Raw genomic sequence first — 15801 nt, forward strand, 5'->3', positions numbered from 1 at the left:
CGTCGCCAACGTCCACGGAGCCGATGATTTCACCGTTGTCCCAGACGTCGATGCGGTTGCCCGGCTCGCCGGTGCCTGAGAGCTCCGGCTGCGGGTCGTCGGTTACGTCGCCGCTCTGGATCGGGCCGGTCTTCTCGCCCACGTTATCCATGGCAACCGGTGGCTTATCATTGCCTGCTGGCGCCGTAGTATCGACGACAATATTCATCCCCGGCGACGGTTCAGAAACATTGCCTGCACGATCGGTTTCAGTAGTAGAGATATCATGGCTTCCGTCAGCTAAAGGCACATCCGGCGTCCATGACCAATTTCCGTTATCGTCAACGGTTGTTGAACCAATCGCTTTATTGTTATCGAGGATGGTAATTGTATTGCCCGGCTCACCTTTACCGGTGATTTGCGGGCGAGTTTCATCGGTGATATCGCCTGGTGAAAGCGGTCCGGTTTTAGTTCCGGTATTATCCAGCATTCCACTAACGCCCTGACTTACCGGCGGTGTCGTATCAATGACGGGATTATCATGATGACCGTCACCTTTACGATTATGATGAACCACGGCAGCGCCTACACCCACCGCACCTGCGAGCCCAAATAACCCCAGGAAAAGTGGCCACAGAGTAGTATCTGATTCGTCAGCGGCAAAGAATGCGTCTCCTGGCCCGACGGAAATACCGCCTAATGCAACAGGTAGCATCTGCCCATCGTTAACGACGTAGCCAGCCTCATAGCTTTCCCCAGACAGCGGAACATAAGGGTAAAGTTGACCATCTTCTGACATTCCTATCAGGACAGGTGAACGCTCACCATCTCCAAGCTCGGCAAAGTAATCTTCGAGAATGAGGCAAGGCTTGTCATCGCCTTCATTGAAAACCAGAAGATCGTTATCTATGCGTTTTATCGTGATGTTTTCTGGTGCAAAATTATCTGATTTGTTCTTCAGCAGATACACTGTATCTGATTTAGTTAATACACTAACCGTATTGTCAGAAGCGGGTTCGAACATTCCACTTTTTCCATCCGTAGTCCTTGTGACGAGGACGATATTCTTCTCGTACATACTTTCTCCAGATATGATTTTTGAGCTCAGCTCTCCAGGCAAACTCTTGGCGGTTAGGCCAATCTTAATATTCTATTTAACCAACAAGGCCAAAGATACCGAGGGAAATAGACCCTAAATAACCTCAGTTTTGAAACAGCCCAAAAACACATCATAACCAACTGAAATAAAAAGAGTTTAAACCCCAAGCAACGTGCCGATCCCGCCAGAAAAATAATCAAATTTAAGAAATACTCAATTAATTACTTACGCTTTTTCAGAAGAAATAAGTAATTTATTCCGTATTACCGTAAGATGAACCTGTATTTAAAATAAGGTTCACAAGGAATTCTACGAAAGCCAGAGCTCGATACTACGAAGCCTGCAATAGACTTAATGACTAATACGCACAGTACTGTAGTTAATCCATTAATATTACTTAATTATTTCTTTTGGTTATTTATGGCAGTTAGTCATGTATTGTTACAAGATGAAGATGGGATAATGCAGAAATAAGAGCAGTATGAGTTTTTGAAAAAGTCTAATACTTGCCACCCTAAGTTAGAAATGGCAAGAAAAAAATATTACCTGTCTGTTTTTTTAGACAGAGGTCCTTTTAGCTGCCAGCTTTTAATGCCTAATTTTTTAAAAATATTCGATTTATGAGAACTTATTGTTTTTTCACTTCTGGAGAGCTTATGAGAAATCGATTTATTAGTTTCACCAGCAAGGCACAGTCTGAGAATTTCTTTTTCTCTACGCGTTAATCCTGCTTTTTCATAAATATCATCAGCCATATTACCATATGCTGGTGCCACACAGTTTGAAATATTCCATGAAAAGCAATACCCTCCCCCTACGATTAGCTCAATAGCTTTAGCCAGAAATCCGGCATTCACGTTGCGATTAATCATCCCTTTCAAAGAAGGCAACTCATTTTGAAAGGTGCGCAGGAGATTGCTTTCCACTGCAATGACTAATACTGGAATATGAGTTCCAGAAAACATATTACTTACAGTATCTAAATGCGGGCTTACTGCTTCACAATCAAGAATAATAATATCGTAGTGATCATGAAAAGGAGTACAGCCATCGCTTTCAATACTAGCGAATACAATATCGTCCTTAACAAAATATTGCTTAAGGATATAATACATCCCATTACAGCTGAGATTATCTATTCCTACGTATAACATTTTCATTGTCAGTTTCCCTTCCGCCCAATGATTTTTATTTTAAATGGGAGAGAATGTTTCAGAGTTATTATAAAAAATTGGTAATTTAATACGCCTGGATGTATCAATATTAGGTGTTTTTGAAATGCCAGAACTCTTTCCATACGGCATTTTCTTATTTAATGATAATGGTAAAAAAAGCATTAATGATAACAGAGCAATGTCATTATTGTTAATCAGCCCTGACTTTTCACTAATATGACTTTTATGTAAACTTACCGTTTTGATACTCAAACCTAGCGATGAGGAAATCTCCTTAAGACTCGCCCCTTCAAGCATCATAGACATAACCGTTTCTTCTCGCTGAGTAAGATATCTCTTACGCAAAGCATACTTTTTCCCATATAAAACGCTCTCAACATCTTGAACTGATGCATGAGCAGATAAAAAAAATATATTGTTAACTTCTGATAAGATAGTAGAGAATTTAAAATCAAGGCAGATAATTATCTTTGCCCGGCTATAATTCATATAGTGGTTATAGAAATAATACATATCTTCTAGTGAGGAAAGGTTTAGCAAAATCCAGTCTTCACTTGAGATATGCGGGAAAAAACGCCTGTTCTTTTTTACATTTTCAGGGGAATAATAGATAGCATCGACTACGTCCTGCAGTCCCTGCATGTAATAATAATTATCAGTTACAATCAAAACCTTCATGATTATTTTCGCTATATTAGCAAGTCGTATACACTTCTTAACCTACTCCATTAACTCTTGCTCCTGAGAGATGAAGTGAGGAACCCATTACCTGAGCATCGGTTGAAGATGCGGATGTTCAGCATACCCCTTACACAACTCTTGAGACGATAGTAATCAAGAAAATTCTGTAATGGATACTCATATTTTTATGAAATACACCACTTCATAACTTCACTTCTTCATAAAGTCATAACCAATTGAATTTTAAGTAAAATCACATTTAAGCATTACTTAAAATTACCGTTTCGATTATTTTTTATTGAGATTTTTCTTACGCATCATAAGCTGAATTGTGCTGTCCCTGTGCTAATATGCAACTTCATAAATCAGATGGATTCTGATAGTTATCATTATTAGCAAAGCAGATGTGATATGGATACCATTTATCTTATTGATAACTCTTTCATTTTTAACCCTTCAGCGCATACCTTGCAAAAAATAGAGGGTAGCGAAACTATTAATCTGGCCATTTCGGCTAGCCTCTGCTTAACACTCCTTATTGAAAATCAAGGAGAGGTGACATTACGCCATGAGCTTCTCAACCAGGTCTGGGGGAGTCGAGGCATGAACGTAACCACTAACACGCTTTATCAGAATATCTCATTATTACGTAAGGCTTTTACCCGAGCAGGTATTGATATATCAATGATTCAGACAGTACCAAGGCGTGGTTTCTTATTTGATAGAAATGTTGATATCAAAAAGCAGATTGGGGAAAGAAGGCCGACCAAACTAATTGATACATCTGACGTTTATAATGCAAGATCGACAGAGATATACCAGACGGTAAACTATGCTTCAAATTTAACGCTCAGTAAAGAAGACAATGCAAAAATAACCACAAAGTGTTATAAAAAAATAGCCATTGGTAGTATAAGCATATTCTTGTTTATCATGATTTTTATTACTGCTTATGCAAGTAAGTTGGATAGCCTGCCTGAGACTTATGATAGGTTTATTTCTAAAAACAGCTGCGTAAAGAACATCAATCAGAGCTCAGCCATCGCTAACGGCTATGATAAAAATACTGCGAATAGTGATTTTAAGTGCGGCCAAAGGAATACAACATCAAAACTAATACATCATCCTGTATCACACCCGGACAGCGTGCTATGCCAATACCCGATAACGTTATCCCATTGGTCTGAGTGCGCCCCGTCAGTTTATTTTTAAGAGCACCAAAAAAATATCCCCGGATAGTCAACCAATAGCACAGGTTGCTGCCTTTTAATGAAAGGCGATCTTATTTTCTTAGCGAACCTATTCATTAGGCAGTATTAAGTATTAGCAGTTAACTTATTACTATGCTATCAGTTGAATGAAGTCACTGGATGTCAGTATTTATATCAAAATGAGTAGTCGGGAGTCAGTTCATCTAATACATACGCTACCGGCAAGGCCCTGACGGAGCAGGAGCACATATCCTCATTTAAAGTGCCAGCTCCCTGAGCGTTGCCTGTGATACCTCAAATCAGCGTGGATATCATCAACAGCTACCTTAACGCGCCGTAAAGCTTTAGTCTGCGCCCCGCTCCAGCATGGGTTATAAAAAACCCCGGATATTGAATGACAACATCCGGGGTGTTCAGATCGCACTAAGTAAAAGTACTCACATATGTGCAGCAATCAGCCGCTGATTATCCTGATACATACTCAGAAGGAAGTTGTTATAGCTGGAGCCACGCGTTGAGTAACCCTTAAGCTTATGGATCATCGCCGTAGCCGTAACTTCCTGATCGGTCTTGCGAAGCTGGGCCCGCGACTTGCGGAAAGAGTTATACGCCGGGTGGGTATTGATATTCACAACGTACGCTTCAACAGACTCTTTGACCGAATTAAAATTCGAATAGCCTTTTACCTTACCACCGGTAGAGGAACATTTGCCACGTCCGCACTTCATACCGAACAGGTTGTTATTAGAGCGCGCGAGTTTCGAGGTGCCCCAACCGCTCTCTGCCGCGGCCATCGTGGCAACCATGCTGCCCGGGATAATGTCCACGCGCTCAAGCAGCGAGTTCCACGGAACCTTGCGGGTGTTGCCTGACCACTTGACCTTATAACGCTGGGCGATATCCTTCAGGCGCGCGCGCTCGGAAGGTGACCAGCGAGACTCATACTGCTTTGAAATCAACCAGTTGCGATCTGAGTTGATTTTAGCATTTTGATTTTTAATAAAAGGCATCACTGTCCGGAGAAACGCTCTTTTCCTTGGGGTTCCGGAAGGGTATTTTCGCAAATCAGGAAGTGAACTGCTCTTTGCACTATTGCGAGAATACTCTTGTTTACTGCTGACCTTAGAACTGCCTGTTGCTTTTATTATTGGGGCTTTGTGACTCGCTGTTGCCGTGTGCTTTTGTGCCAGCACTTCACCTGAAAATGCGCAGATGAGTAACATGAGTATCGCTGCCCCATATCGTCGAATGGGAGTCGATATCATTAGGTCTCCTGGTCGGATTTAATCATTCCAACACCGTTGGTTTATCAAAAGTTTGCGTTAAAGAGCAGCAAATTATATCAAAAATACCCGTTTGGCGCATCCCAATTAATAGTCCAATTCCGAAAGGCTGTCACCAGGCAATGCAGGCTGTTCGCGGCTTAGCGCAACATATTTATGAAATTTAACGAGTTAGCGCAGTAACATTTTCCCCCAATTTGCCCGCACGATCCTCCTGCGTCATCCTCCCCCACAAAAGCGCATCAGGAGGAGTTGCGCCTGCCGCGCCGCTGGCAAAATAGCCAAAAATCGACAACAGGTGAACGCCATGAAGCTTGCCGCCCTGCCCATTCTCCTCCTGCCGGGATCTGCTCTCGCCGCCTGGACTACCACGGACTTCCCCGACCTGGTGCCAGACGGTAGCGGAAAATTCGTTACCCACAAAACGCTGGATAAAGGCGTACGCACGCTGCAGCTTAGCGCTGACGGCCAGTGCTGGCAGCCGGCTTCCCCCATTAAGCTCAATCAAACACTGTCGATGATGCCCTGCGAAGGTACCGCCCCCGAATGGCGCATCTTTCGCCGCGGTAGCTACACGGTCGCGGTAGACACGCGGTCGGGCACGCCGACGCTGCTGCTGAGTATTGAAAATACAGACCCGCCAGAAAAAGCGCCCGCGCTGCGCCAGTGCCCGCTATGGGACGGTAAACCGCTGACCGTTGAGGTGAGCCCCACCTTCGTCGAGGGTAGCCAGGTACGGGACTTTTACAGCGGGCAGACGGCGATTGTGAAGCAGGGAAAAGTCACGCTGCAGCCCGCCGCCGACAGCAACGGCCTGCTGCTGCTTGAGCAAGCCAGCGCGCCCGGCACAGCGCCCTTTGACTGGCACAACGCTACCGTCTACTTCGTCCTCACCGACCGCTTTGCCAACGGCAATCCCGATAATGACGGTAGTTACGGCCGCCACCGGGACGGCATGCAGGATATCGGCACCTTTCACGGCGGCGATCTGGCCGGCCTTACCGGCAAGCTGGATTACCTTCGCCAGCTCGGGGTTAACGTGCTGTGGATAAGCTCGCCTCTGGAGCAAATCCACGGTTGGGTGGGCGGCGGCACCAAAGGGGATTTTCCGCACTATGCCTATCACGGCTATTACCCGATGGACTGGACGAAGCTCGACGCCAACATGGGCACCGAAGCCGATCTACTCAAGCTTGTGGATGAAGCCCACCGCCGCGGCATCCGCATTCTTTTTGACGTCGTGATGAATCACGCCGGCTACGCCACGCTTGCAGACATGCAGGAGTTTCAGTTCGGCGCTCTATACGTGGCCGGAGCCGAGAAGGAAAAAATCCTCGGCGCGCGCTGGACGGACTGGACGCCGGGCCCGGGACAGACGTGGCACAGCTTTAACGACTACATCAACTTCAGCGATAAATCCGGCTGGGCCCAATGGTGGGGCAAACACTGGATCCGCACCGACATCGGCGACTACGACAGCCCGGGCTTTGACGATATCACCATGTCGCTCTCCTTCCTGCCCGATTTAAAGACCGAATCCACCGAAGCCTCGGGCCTGCCGATATTCTATCAGCACAAACCCGACACCCGCGCCCGGGACATTCCCGGCTTTACCCCGCGGGATTACCTCACCCGCTGGCTCAGCCAGTGGGTACGCGACTACGGCATCGACGGCTTTCGCATAGATACCGCTAAACACGTCGAGCTTCCCGCCTGGCAGCAGCTGAAAGACCAGAGCCAGCAGGCGCTGGCCGCGTGGAAAAAGGCCAATCCGGGCAAATCCCCGGACGAGGGCCCTTTCTGGATGACCGGCGAGTCCTGGGGCCACGGCGTCATGAAAAGCGCGTATTACCAGAATGGCTTTGATGCGATGATCAATTTTGATTATCAGGAGCAGGCTGCCAAAGCCGCCGGCTGCCTTGCGGATATTGATCCGGTCTGGCAGCAGATGGCGGAAAAACTGCAGGATTTCAACGTACTGAGCTATCTCTCTTCGCACGATACGCGGCTGTTCCGCGAAAGTGACTCCTCTGCTGCCGAACTACTGCTGCTCGCCCCCGGTGCGGTACAGATTTTTTACGGTGATGAATCCGCGAGGCCCGAGGGCCCGGGCGGCTCGGATCCGCTGCAGGGCACCCGCTCTGATATGAACTGGCAGGATGTTACCGGGAAAGATGCCGCGCGGGTTGCGCACTGGCAAGTGCTCGGCCAGTTCCGCGCGCGTCATCCGGCTATCGGCGCGGGAAGGCAAACGACACTGCCGCTGCCCCGGGGCTACGGATTTGTCCGCGAGCGCGGCGACGATAAGGTCATGATTATCTGGGCAGGCAAATCCTGAGCATTCGACTCAATCCCTCCGGTTCACCGGAGGGATCTGCTTTTAACATAAACATAATCAGCACAAATCACTCATCGTATGACCACTCCCCCGTTTGCACCACGCCAGCGCAAGGGTTATCGTTAGCCACTTCTTTGTGAGACCGACAGATTACCCGCATATGACATTTTCACTTTTCGGCGACAAATTCACCCATCACTCCGGTATTACCCGCCTGATGGAAGACCTTAACGACGGCCTGAGAACGCCGGGAGCCATCATGCTCGGCGGTGGAAACCCGGCGCAAATTCCGCAGATGAATGATTACTTCGACCAGCTGCTGGCGGAGATGCTGAAAAGCGGGAAACTCGCAGACTCGCTGTGCAACTACGACGGCCCGCAGGGCAAGTCAGAGCTGCTGACCCTGCTGGCGCAGATGCTGCAATCGGAGCTGGGCTGGGATATCGGACCACAGAATATTGCACTGACAAACGGCAGCCAGAGCGCATTTTTCTACTTGTTTAATCTCTTCGCGGGCCGCAGGGCCGACGGTACCACCCGCAAGGTGCTGTTTCCCCTGACGCCGGAGTACATCGGCTATGCCGACGCCGGTCTTGAAGAAGACCTGTTCGTCTCCGCGCGGCCGAACATTGAGCTGCTGCCGGAAGGCCAGTTTAAGTACCACGTTGATTTTGAGCATCTGCGGGTGACTGACGAAACCGGGATGATCTGCGTTTCGCGCCCGACCAACCCTACCGGCAACGTCATTACCGACGACGAGCTGAGAAAGCTGGACGCTATTGCCAACCAGCACAATATTCCGCTGGTGATTGATAACGCTTACGGCGTGCCTTTCCCGGCCATTATCTTCAGCGAAGCGCGCCCGCTGTGGAATCCAAACATCGTGCTGTGTATGAGCCTGTCGAAGCTCGGCCTGCCGGGCAGCCGCTGTGGAATTATTATTGCCAGCGAGCAGATCATCAGCGCCATCAGTAATATGAACGGCATTATCAGCCTGGCACCCGGCGGCGTCGGTCCGGCAATGATGTGCGAGATGATCAAACGTAACGATCTGCTGCGCCTGTCGGAAACCGTAATCAAGCCGTTTTACTATCAGCGCGTTCATGAAACGATTGCCACAATTCGCCGCTATCTGCCGGAAGATCGCTGCCTGATCCATAAACCGGAAGGCGCCATTTTCCTCTGGCTGTGGTTTAAAGATCTGCCGATTACTACCGAAGTGCTTTACCAGCGCCTTAAAAAGCGCGGCGTGCTGATGGTGCCCGGGCACTTCTTCTTCCCGGGCCTGGATAAGCCCTGGCCGCACACTCACCAGTGCATGCGCATGAACTACGTGCCGGATCCGGAAAAAATTGAGGCGGGCGTGAAAATACTGGCGGAAGAAGTTGAAATCGCCTGGCGGGAGAGCGGCTGTGAGCCAGCCTGAGCCTGAAAATGCGAAAAGCCCCGATGGGGCTTTTTTTCTGCGCTGAGGGCGAAACGGGCCACCCGAATTCGGTGGCCCGTCCGGCAGTTCCCTCTGCGACCATTCGTTATTTAGTCAGTTCAGCGGTCATGTGCACGCGGTTGTTGAACTGAGCGCTGGTAATTTTATAAGACGCCCCTTCTTTAGCAGCCTGTGCTGCAATTTTCGCTTCGGCGTTATCCAGCGTGGAAGCAGTTGCGCTTACGCTCTGGGCAAAAGCACCGAAAGAAAGGACTGAGAGGGCGGCAACAGCAACAAAAGTTTTGATAGTTTTCATGGTCGTATTCCTTAGCTAATCTGTTCACTGGAAGGCGTTTCGCCTTGATGTGATAAATAGTAGCCGCAGACCTGACTGATTAAAATCGAAACAATTTGCAGTTCTCATTCAAAATAAATGAATAATAATACCTCTCATTGTTTTACCTCTCTGAGCAACTTTCCGACCCGGCTAAACATCTCCTGAAACACCTGCATAATTGACAAATCCTGACGTGACAGTAATTATGCACCCAAATTACTGACCAGGCAGCAATCATGCAGGACGATTATCCGCAAACGCTCAAACTCAACCTTGCGCTTCTCTTTCACCTGTCGAACCAGTTCAAAGACCAGCTGATTGGCAAATACTTTGCCGGGATTGGCGTCACCGCCGCGCAGTTCAAGGTACTGATCAATATCTATCGCGGTACCGTCACGCCGGCGGAGATCTGCAAGCACCTGCAAATGGATACCGGCGCCATGAGCCGGATGATTGGCAGGATGGTTAATAGCCAGCTGATAGAGCGTCATCCCGACCCGCACAATAAACGCCAGGTGCGGCTGGGCCTGACCGACAAAGGCAGAGAAATCTGCCAGTCTTTTGAAAGCGTCGCGCTGGCGGACATCCTCGGCGATCTCACCGCACGCCTGGCCCCGGAAGAAGTGAATCAGCTTACCGGCCTGCTGCTCAAGCTGCTGCCGGACGAATTTACCGCCCGCTATCGCTAACGTTAAGGCACTCAAATGACCGACACCACCACTGAATCTCCCGCGCGTCCGGGCAGAAGAAAACGTAATTTACTGATACTTCTGCTTGTGCTGGTGCTGATTGGCGCAGGCACCCTGGCCTGGTATCTGCTCTACGGCCGCTACTACGAAAGCACCGATGACGCCTACGTTAACGGCAATCTGGTGACCCTGACGCCGCAGATCACCGGCACGGTAACCCAGGTCAGCGTTGACGACGGCGATCTCGTCCATAAGGGCCAGCCGCTGGTGCAGCTCGATCCCAGCGACACAAAAATCGCGCTGGAGCAGGCCGAAGCTTCGCTTGCCAACACCGTTCGCCAGGTGCGTGGCCTGTACAGCACGGCGGATAACTATCGCGCTCAGGTGGCCGCCCGCCGGGTTGCGCTGAAAACCGCGGAGAGCGATTTCGCCCGGCGCAGCAAAATTTTCGCCGCCGGGGCGGTCTCCGCCGAAGACCTCTCCCACTATCGGGATGCCGTGACCTCCGCCCGCAGCGATTTAGCCGCCGCCGAACAGGCGCTGAACACTAACCAGGCTATGGTTGACGACACCGTTATTGACAGCCATCCGGAGATCAAAGCTGCTGTCGCGACGCTGCGCCAGCGCTATCTCGACAACGCCCGTACCGCGATCCTGTCTCCGGTCAGCGGCTATGTGGCCAAACGCGCCGTGCAGCTGGGAATGCGGGTCACTTCCGGCACCACGCTGCTGTCCATTGTTCCTCTTGATGAGGTGTGGGTTGACGCCAACTTCAAAGAGAGCCAAATGCAGGCGATGCGCCTCGGCCAAAAGGTCACCCTCAGCGCCGATCTGTACGGCGACGACATCAAGTATCGGGGACGCATCGAAAGCCTGGGGATCGGCACCGGCAGCGCCTTCTCGCTGCTGCCCGCGCAGAACGCCAGCGGCAACTGGATCAAAATCGTCCAGCGCCTGCCGGTGCGCATTGTTCTCGACCCGCACGATATGCAGAAGCACCCGCTGCGCATCGGCCTGTCGATGGACGTAAAAGTGGATATTCACAACACCGACGGGCATCTGCTGCCGCAGAAAACCGTGGCGCAGCCGCGATTTACCACCGACGTCTACGATTCACCGCTGGCAGGCGCCGACCGGCTGGTGGCTAAAATCCTGCATGAGAATCTCAGCGCCGCTGCTGCGGTAAAACCGTAAGGAAGCCGTATGTCAGAGCAGAAGGCCGCCTTTACGCCACCCAGCCTGTTTCTCGCCACCCTGGCACTTTCGCTGGCGACGTTTATGCAGGTGCTGGACTCCACCATTGCCAACGTAGCGCTGCCGACCATCTCCGGTAACCTCGGGGTCAGCGCCGATCAGGGCACCTGGGTTATCACCTCGTTCGCGGTGTGTAACGCGATCGCCCTGCCTCTGACCGGCTGGTTTACCCGCCGCTTTGGCCAGCTGCGGCTGTTTATCGGCTCGGTGGTCTTTTTTACGCTGACCTCGTTCCTGTGCGGCTTCGCCCACAGCATGACCGAGCTGATTATCTTTCGCGCGCTGCAGGGCTTCTTCGCCGGGCCGATGTTCCCGATGTGCCAGACGCTGCTGCTGGTGATTTTCCCGCCGATGAAGCGCAGCATGGCGCTGGCGCTGCTGTCGATGGTGACGGTGGTTGCGCCAATCGTCGGGCCGATCACCGGCGGCTGGATAACGGATAACTACTCCTGGCCGTGGATTTTTTATATCAACGTGCCGATCGGTATTTTCGCCGCGCTGGTGGTCTGGTCCCAGCTACGGAGTCGCGAGGAGACCACTCAGTCGTCGCCCATCGACTATATCGGCATCGCCCTGCTGGTCCTCGGCGTGGGGCTGCTGCAGGTGGTGCTCGACAAAGGCAATGACGAAGACTGGTTCTCCTCCACGCCCATCGTAGTGATGTCGATTATCTCGGCCATTAGCCTGATCACCTTCGTTATCTGGGAGCTGGACGAACGCCACCCGATCGTTAATCTGCGGCTGTTCAAAGACCGCAACTTCGCCATTGGCACGCTGGCGCTGATGCTGGGCTACGCGGCATTTTTCGCCATCAACATTATTCTGCCCCAGTGGCTGCAAACCCAGATGGGCTACACCGCCACCTGGGCCGGGCTGGCGGCGGCGCCAATGGGCTTTTTGCCGCTGTTGCTGACGCCGATCCTCGGGCGCTACGCCACCCGCGTCGATATGCGCATTCTGACCACCATCTCGTTTCTGACAATATCCGCGTCGTGCCTGATGCGGGCGCAGTTCAACACCAGTGTGGATTTCCAGACCATCGCCGGCGTGCAGCTGTTTATGGGTATCGGCGTGGCGTTCTTCTTTATGCCGCTGACCACCATCGTGCTCTCCAACCTGAGCGGCGGCGAGGTGGCGGAGGGCTCAGGGCTGGCGACCTTCTTCCGGGTGCTGGGCGGCTCGTTTGCCTCCTCGCTGACCACCTGGATCTGGCAGCGGCGGGAGATCTTCCACCACGCTAATCTGGCGGAGAGCGTCTCCCTCTACAATCCGTCGGCGGTGGACTATTTGCAAAAGGTGGGGGGCGCCAGCCAGCAGCACTTTGCCGCTATCGACAGAACCATTGAGCAGCAGGCGTACATGATGTCCACCATCGACTACTTCTGGCTGCTGGGCTGGGGCTTTCTCGGGCTTATCGCCATTATCTGGTTTACCCGTCCGCCGTTCGTGAAGTCCGGGCCGCCGGGGGCGGCGCCCGCGGGCGGGCATTAAAAAAGCCCGCGACCGCCTCCTGAAAGAGAGGGCTGCGGGCCTTGGTCAAGCGACGCGTACGACTACATTGCCGCGCGGTAAATCGCCATAATCTCGTCGTGGCTGGCCTGAATCGGATTGGTCGCGCCGCAGGCGTCTTTCAGCGCGTTGGTCGCCAGCACCGGGAAATCTGCCTCCTTCACGTTCAGATCCCGCAGGCCGGCCGGGATATTGACCCGCTTCGCCAGCTGGCGAATGGCGTCAATGCAGGCTTTTGCCCCCTGCGCATCGCCCATTCCCTCAACGTTTACGCCCATCGCCCTGCCGCAGTCGCGCAGGCGACCGGCCACCGCTTTACTGTTGAACGCCTCAACGTGGGGCAGCAGCACCGCGTTGCACACGCCGTGGGGCAGATCGTAAAAGCCGCCGAGCTGGTGCGCCATCGCGTGCACGTAGCCCAGCGAAGCATTATTAAAGGCCATTCCGGCGAGGAACTGGGCGTAGGCCATCGCCTCGCGGGCTTCGGCATTATTACCGTCATCAACCGCCGCAGGCAGATTTTCGGCAATCATGGTCATCGCCTTCAGCGCGCAGGCGTCAGTGATCGGCGTCGCCGCCGTGGAGACGTAGGCCTCGATGGCGTGGGTCAGCGCGTCCATCCCGGTGGCGGCGGTGAGCGACTTCGGCATCCCGGTCATCAGCGAGGCATCGTTGACCGACAGCAGCGGCGTGACGTGCTTATCAACAATCGCCATTTTAATGTGCCGCGCCTCGTCGGTAATGATGCAAAAGCGCGTCATCTCCGAGGCGGTGCCCGCGGTGGTGTTAATGGCAATCATCGGCAGCTGCGGTTTTGACGAGCGGTCAATGCCTTCGTAATCGCGAATATCGCCGCCGTTCGCCGCCAGCAGCGCAATACCCTTGGCGCAGTCGTGAGGCGAGCCGCCGCCCAGCGAAATGACGCTGTCGCACTGGTTTTCCTGCAAAAGCTTAAGGCCGTCTGCCACGTTGCGGGTGGTCGGGTTTGGATGGGTGCCGTCGTACACCACGCTGGAAATACCGTGCTGCTGCAGCGCGTTCTGAATCTCGCCCGCCATGCCCAGCTTGCTCAACATGGCGTCGGTGACGATCAGGGCGCGGCGAAAACCGTACTCCTCCATCATCTTCAGGGCATCTTTTAAGCAGCCGGATCCAATAACGTTCACGGCTGGAATATAGAAAGTCGATGTTGGCATCATAGCGTCCTTTTTACGTGCAATAAGGTCGAAAAGAAACAGGCGGCACGAGGGCCGCCCGCGGTGTTGGCGATCAGAACAGACCCTGAGGTTTTTCGGAGTAGCTCACCAGCAGGCACTTCGTCTGCTGATAGTGTTCGAGCATCATCTTGTGGGTTTCGCGCCCGATACCGGACAGCTTGTAGCCGCCAAACGCGGCGTGTGCCGGATAGGCGTGATAGCAGTTGGTCCACACGCGCCCGGCCTGAATACCGCGGCCCATCTTATAGGCGATATTGCCGTTGCGGCTCCAGACGCCCGCCCCGAGTCCGTACTGAGTGTCGTTGGCGATAGCCAGCGCCTCTTCCATGGTTTTAAACGTAGTCACCGCCAGTACCGGGCCGAAGATCTCCTCCTGGAAGATGCGCATGTCGTTGGTGCCTGCCAGAATCGTCGGCTCAAGGTAGTAGCCGCCGTGCAGATCGCCCTCCAGCAGGCGGCGCTGGCCGCCGGTCAGCACCTTCGCGCCCTCTTTCTTGCCAATGTCGATATAGTTGAGGATGGTATCCAGCTGGCCCTTCGAGACCTGGGCGCCCATCTGGGTCGTCAAGTCCAGCGGGTTGCCGCTGCGGATAGACGCCACTTTCTGCACCGCGCGCTCCATAAAGCGCTCGTAGATGGACTCGTGAACCAGCGCACGGCTCGGGCAGGTGCAGACTTCGCCCTGGTTGAAGGCGAACAGCGCAAACCCTTCCAGCGCCTTTTCAAGGTAGCTGTCGTCGGCGTCCATCACGTCCGGGAAGAAGATGTTCGGCGACTTGCCGCCCAGCTCCAGCGTGACCGGAATGATGTTCTGCGTCGCGTACTCCATGATCTGCTGGCCCACTTCCGTGGAGCCGGTAAAGGCCACTTTGGCGATGCGTTTCGAGGTAGAGAGGTATTCGCCAATTTCGCCGCCCGCGCCGTTGACCACGTTCACCACGCCCGGCGGCAGCAGATCGCCGATAATTTCCATCATCAGCAGTACCGACAGCGGCGTCAGGCGCGCGGGCTTGAGCACCACGCAGTTGCCGGCGGCCAGCGCCGGAGCCAGCTTCCAGCACGCCATCAGCAGCGGGAAGTTCCAGGGGATTATTTGCGCCACCACGCCCAGCGGCTCGTGGAAGTGGTAAGCCACCGTTTCGCTGTCAATTTCGCTGATCCCGCCCTCCTGGGCGCGGATGCAGGAGGCAAAATAGCGGAAGTGGTCGATGGCCAGCGGCACGTCCGCCGCGCTGGTTTCGCGCAGGGGCTTGCCGTTGTCCCAGGTTTCCGCCGCGGCCAGCAGATCGAGATTCTGCTCCATGCGGTCGGCAATTTTCAGCAGTACGGCGGCGCGCTGCTGTACGGAGGTATGCGCCCATTGGTCCTTCACCTTATGGGCCGCATCAAGGGCTAAATCGATATCTTTTTTACCCGAGGAAGCAATTTCGCAAAGCGGCTTACCGGTAACCGGGGTCAGGTTCTGGTAATACTCGCCGCTTGCCGGAGCAATCCACTCACCGCCGATAAAGTTATCGTAGCGCGGCTTTAAATTCAGAGAATATCCATATGTGCCGGGCTGAATGCCGGTGGTGGAAGAGGTCGTTGTCATTATTATCTCCTT

13 protein-coding genes are annotated in these 15801 nt (G+C 52.8%); 6 read left to right on the top strand and 7 right to left on the bottom strand.

The genetic code is table 11. The features are described from left to right. From QZ766_RS14500 to QZ766_RS14510, 3 genes are all read right to left on the bottom strand, one after another. A partial coding sequence (locus QZ766_RS14500) for an Ig-like domain-containing protein (protein WP_297203097.1) occupies positions 1-1057 on the bottom strand: 1057 nt, incomplete at its 3' end. Positions 1058-1620: 563 nt separating this feature from the next. After that, positions 1621-2238, bottom strand: a complete 618-nt coding sequence (locus QZ766_RS14505; protein WP_297203098.1) for a response regulator transcription factor — start codon at positions 2236-2238, stop codon at positions 1621-1623. 33 nt (positions 2239-2271) lie between these two features. Continuing rightward, complete coding sequence (locus QZ766_RS14510; RefSeq protein WP_297203100.1) at positions 2272-2931, bottom strand: helix-turn-helix transcriptional regulator; 660 nt, start codon at positions 2929-2931, stop codon at positions 2272-2274. Positions 2932-3345: 414 nt separating this feature from the next. Between QZ766_RS14510 and QZ766_RS14515 the strand changes: the two genes are divergently transcribed. Beyond that, entirely contained in the window at positions 3346-4146 is an 801-nt protein-coding gene (locus QZ766_RS14515) for a winged helix-turn-helix domain-containing protein (RefSeq protein WP_297203102.1), read from the top strand. 436 nt (positions 4147-4582) lie between these two features. Here the strand turns inward: QZ766_RS14515 and QZ766_RS14520 are convergent, their stop codons facing one another. Continuing rightward, entirely contained in the window at positions 4583-5410 is an 828-nt protein-coding gene (locus QZ766_RS14520; protein ID WP_297203104.1) for a protein bax, read from the bottom strand. Between the two features lie 325 nt (positions 5411-5735). Between QZ766_RS14520 and QZ766_RS14525 the strand changes: the two genes are divergently transcribed. Further along, positions 5736-7766 carry an alpha-amylase gene (locus QZ766_RS14525; protein WP_297203105.1) on the top strand — a complete coding sequence of 677 codons (2031 nt, stop codon included), beginning with the start codon at positions 5736-5738 and terminating at the stop codon, positions 7764-7766. Positions 7767-7926: 160 nt separating this feature from the next. Continuing rightward, complete coding sequence (gene avtA / locus QZ766_RS14530) at positions 7927-9192, top strand: valine--pyruvate transaminase (protein WP_297203107.1); 1266 nt, start codon at positions 7927-7929, stop codon at positions 9190-9192. Between the two features lie 106 nt (positions 9193-9298). Here the strand turns inward: avtA and QZ766_RS14535 are convergent, their stop codons facing one another. Beyond that, positions 9299-9508, bottom strand: coding sequence for a YdgH/BhsA/McbA-like domain containing protein (locus QZ766_RS14535; RefSeq protein WP_297203109.1), 210 nt, complete (start codon positions 9506-9508; stop codon positions 9299-9301). A gap of 257 nt (positions 9509-9765) precedes the next feature. On the opposite strand from QZ766_RS14535, the gene QZ766_RS14540 reads away from it, so the two are divergent. From QZ766_RS14540 to QZ766_RS14550, 3 genes are read left to right on the top strand one after another with little or no spacing between them, the layout of a single operon-like run. Next, on the top strand, positions 9766-10218 hold the full coding sequence (locus tag QZ766_RS14540; RefSeq protein WP_297203111.1) for a MarR family transcriptional regulator: 453 nt from the start codon (positions 9766-9768) through the stop codon (positions 10216-10218). 15 nt (positions 10219-10233) lie between these two features. Beyond that, positions 10234-11412 (top strand): efflux RND transporter periplasmic adaptor subunit, encoded by a 1179-nt coding sequence (locus tag QZ766_RS14545; RefSeq protein ID WP_297203113.1) that lies wholly within the window; start codon positions 10234-10236, stop codon positions 11410-11412. A 9-nt stretch (positions 11413-11421) separates the two neighbouring features. Further along, the gene (locus QZ766_RS14550; RefSeq protein WP_297203115.1) at positions 11422-12963 is read left to right on the top strand and encodes a DHA2 family efflux MFS transporter permease subunit; all 1542 of its coding nucleotides are present in this window, start codon (positions 11422-11424) and stop codon (positions 12961-12963) included. A 62-nt stretch (positions 12964-13025) separates the two neighbouring features. On the opposite strand, the gene yiaY is transcribed toward QZ766_RS14550, so the two are convergent. Together yiaY and QZ766_RS14560 are read right to left on the bottom strand one after the other, a co-directional pair. Then, complete coding sequence (yiaY, locus tag QZ766_RS14555) at positions 13026-14177, bottom strand: L-threonine dehydrogenase (RefSeq protein ID WP_297203116.1); 1152 nt, start codon at positions 14175-14177, stop codon at positions 13026-13028. A 73-nt stretch (positions 14178-14250) separates the two neighbouring features. After that, positions 14251-15789 (bottom strand): aldehyde dehydrogenase family protein, encoded by a 1539-nt coding sequence (locus tag QZ766_RS14560; protein ID WP_297203117.1) that lies wholly within the window; start codon positions 15787-15789, stop codon positions 14251-14253. Positions 15790-15801: the final 12 nt, after the last annotated feature.

The sequence above is a fragment of the uncultured Pluralibacter sp. genome, assembly GCF_913775985.1.
Lineage (GTDB): Bacteria > Pseudomonadota > Gammaproteobacteria > Enterobacterales > Enterobacteriaceae > Pluralibacter.

What these genes read in the sequence shown, in the direction of transcription:
- QZ766_RS14535 (WP_297203109.1), bottom strand. Translation starts at nt 9,508, where the DNA reads ATGAAAACTATCAAAACTTTTGTTGCTGTTGCCGCCCTCTCAGTCCTT.
- QZ766_RS14540 (WP_297203111.1), top strand. Translation starts at nt 9,766, where the DNA reads ATGCAGGACGATTATCCGCAAACGCTCAAACTCAACCTTGCGCTTCTC.
- QZ766_RS14550 (WP_297203115.1), top strand. Translation starts at nt 11,422, where the DNA reads ATGTCAGAGCAGAAGGCCGCCTTTACGCCACCCAGCCTGTTTCTCGCC.
- QZ766_RS14545 (WP_297203113.1), top strand. Translation starts at nt 10,234, where the DNA reads ATGACCGACACCACCACTGAATCTCCCGCGCGTCCGGGCAGAAGAAAA.
- QZ766_RS14560 (WP_297203117.1), bottom strand. Translation starts at nt 15,789, where the DNA reads ATGACAACGACCTCTTCCACCACCGGCATTCAGCCCGGCACATATGGA.
- avtA (WP_297203107.1), top strand. Translation starts at nt 7,927, where the DNA reads ATGACATTTTCACTTTTCGGCGACAAATTCACCCATCACTCCGGTATT.
- yiaY (WP_297203116.1), bottom strand. Translation starts at nt 14,177, where the DNA reads ATGCCAACATCGACTTTCTATATTCCAGCCGTGAACGTTATTGGATCC.
- QZ766_RS14510 (WP_297203100.1), bottom strand. Translation starts at nt 2,931, where the DNA reads ATGAAGGTTTTGATTGTAACTGATAATTATTATTACATGCAGGGACTG.
- QZ766_RS14515 (WP_297203102.1), top strand. Translation starts at nt 3,346, where the DNA reads ATGGATACCATTTATCTTATTGATAACTCTTTCATTTTTAACCCTTCA.
- QZ766_RS14520 (WP_297203104.1), bottom strand. Translation starts at nt 5,410, where the DNA reads ATGATATCGACTCCCATTCGACGATATGGGGCAGCGATACTCATGTTA.
- QZ766_RS14525 (WP_297203105.1), top strand. Translation starts at nt 5,736, where the DNA reads ATGAAGCTTGCCGCCCTGCCCATTCTCCTCCTGCCGGGATCTGCTCTC.
- QZ766_RS14505 (WP_297203098.1), bottom strand. Translation starts at nt 2,238, where the DNA reads ATGAAAATGTTATACGTAGGAATAGATAATCTCAGCTGTAATGGGATG.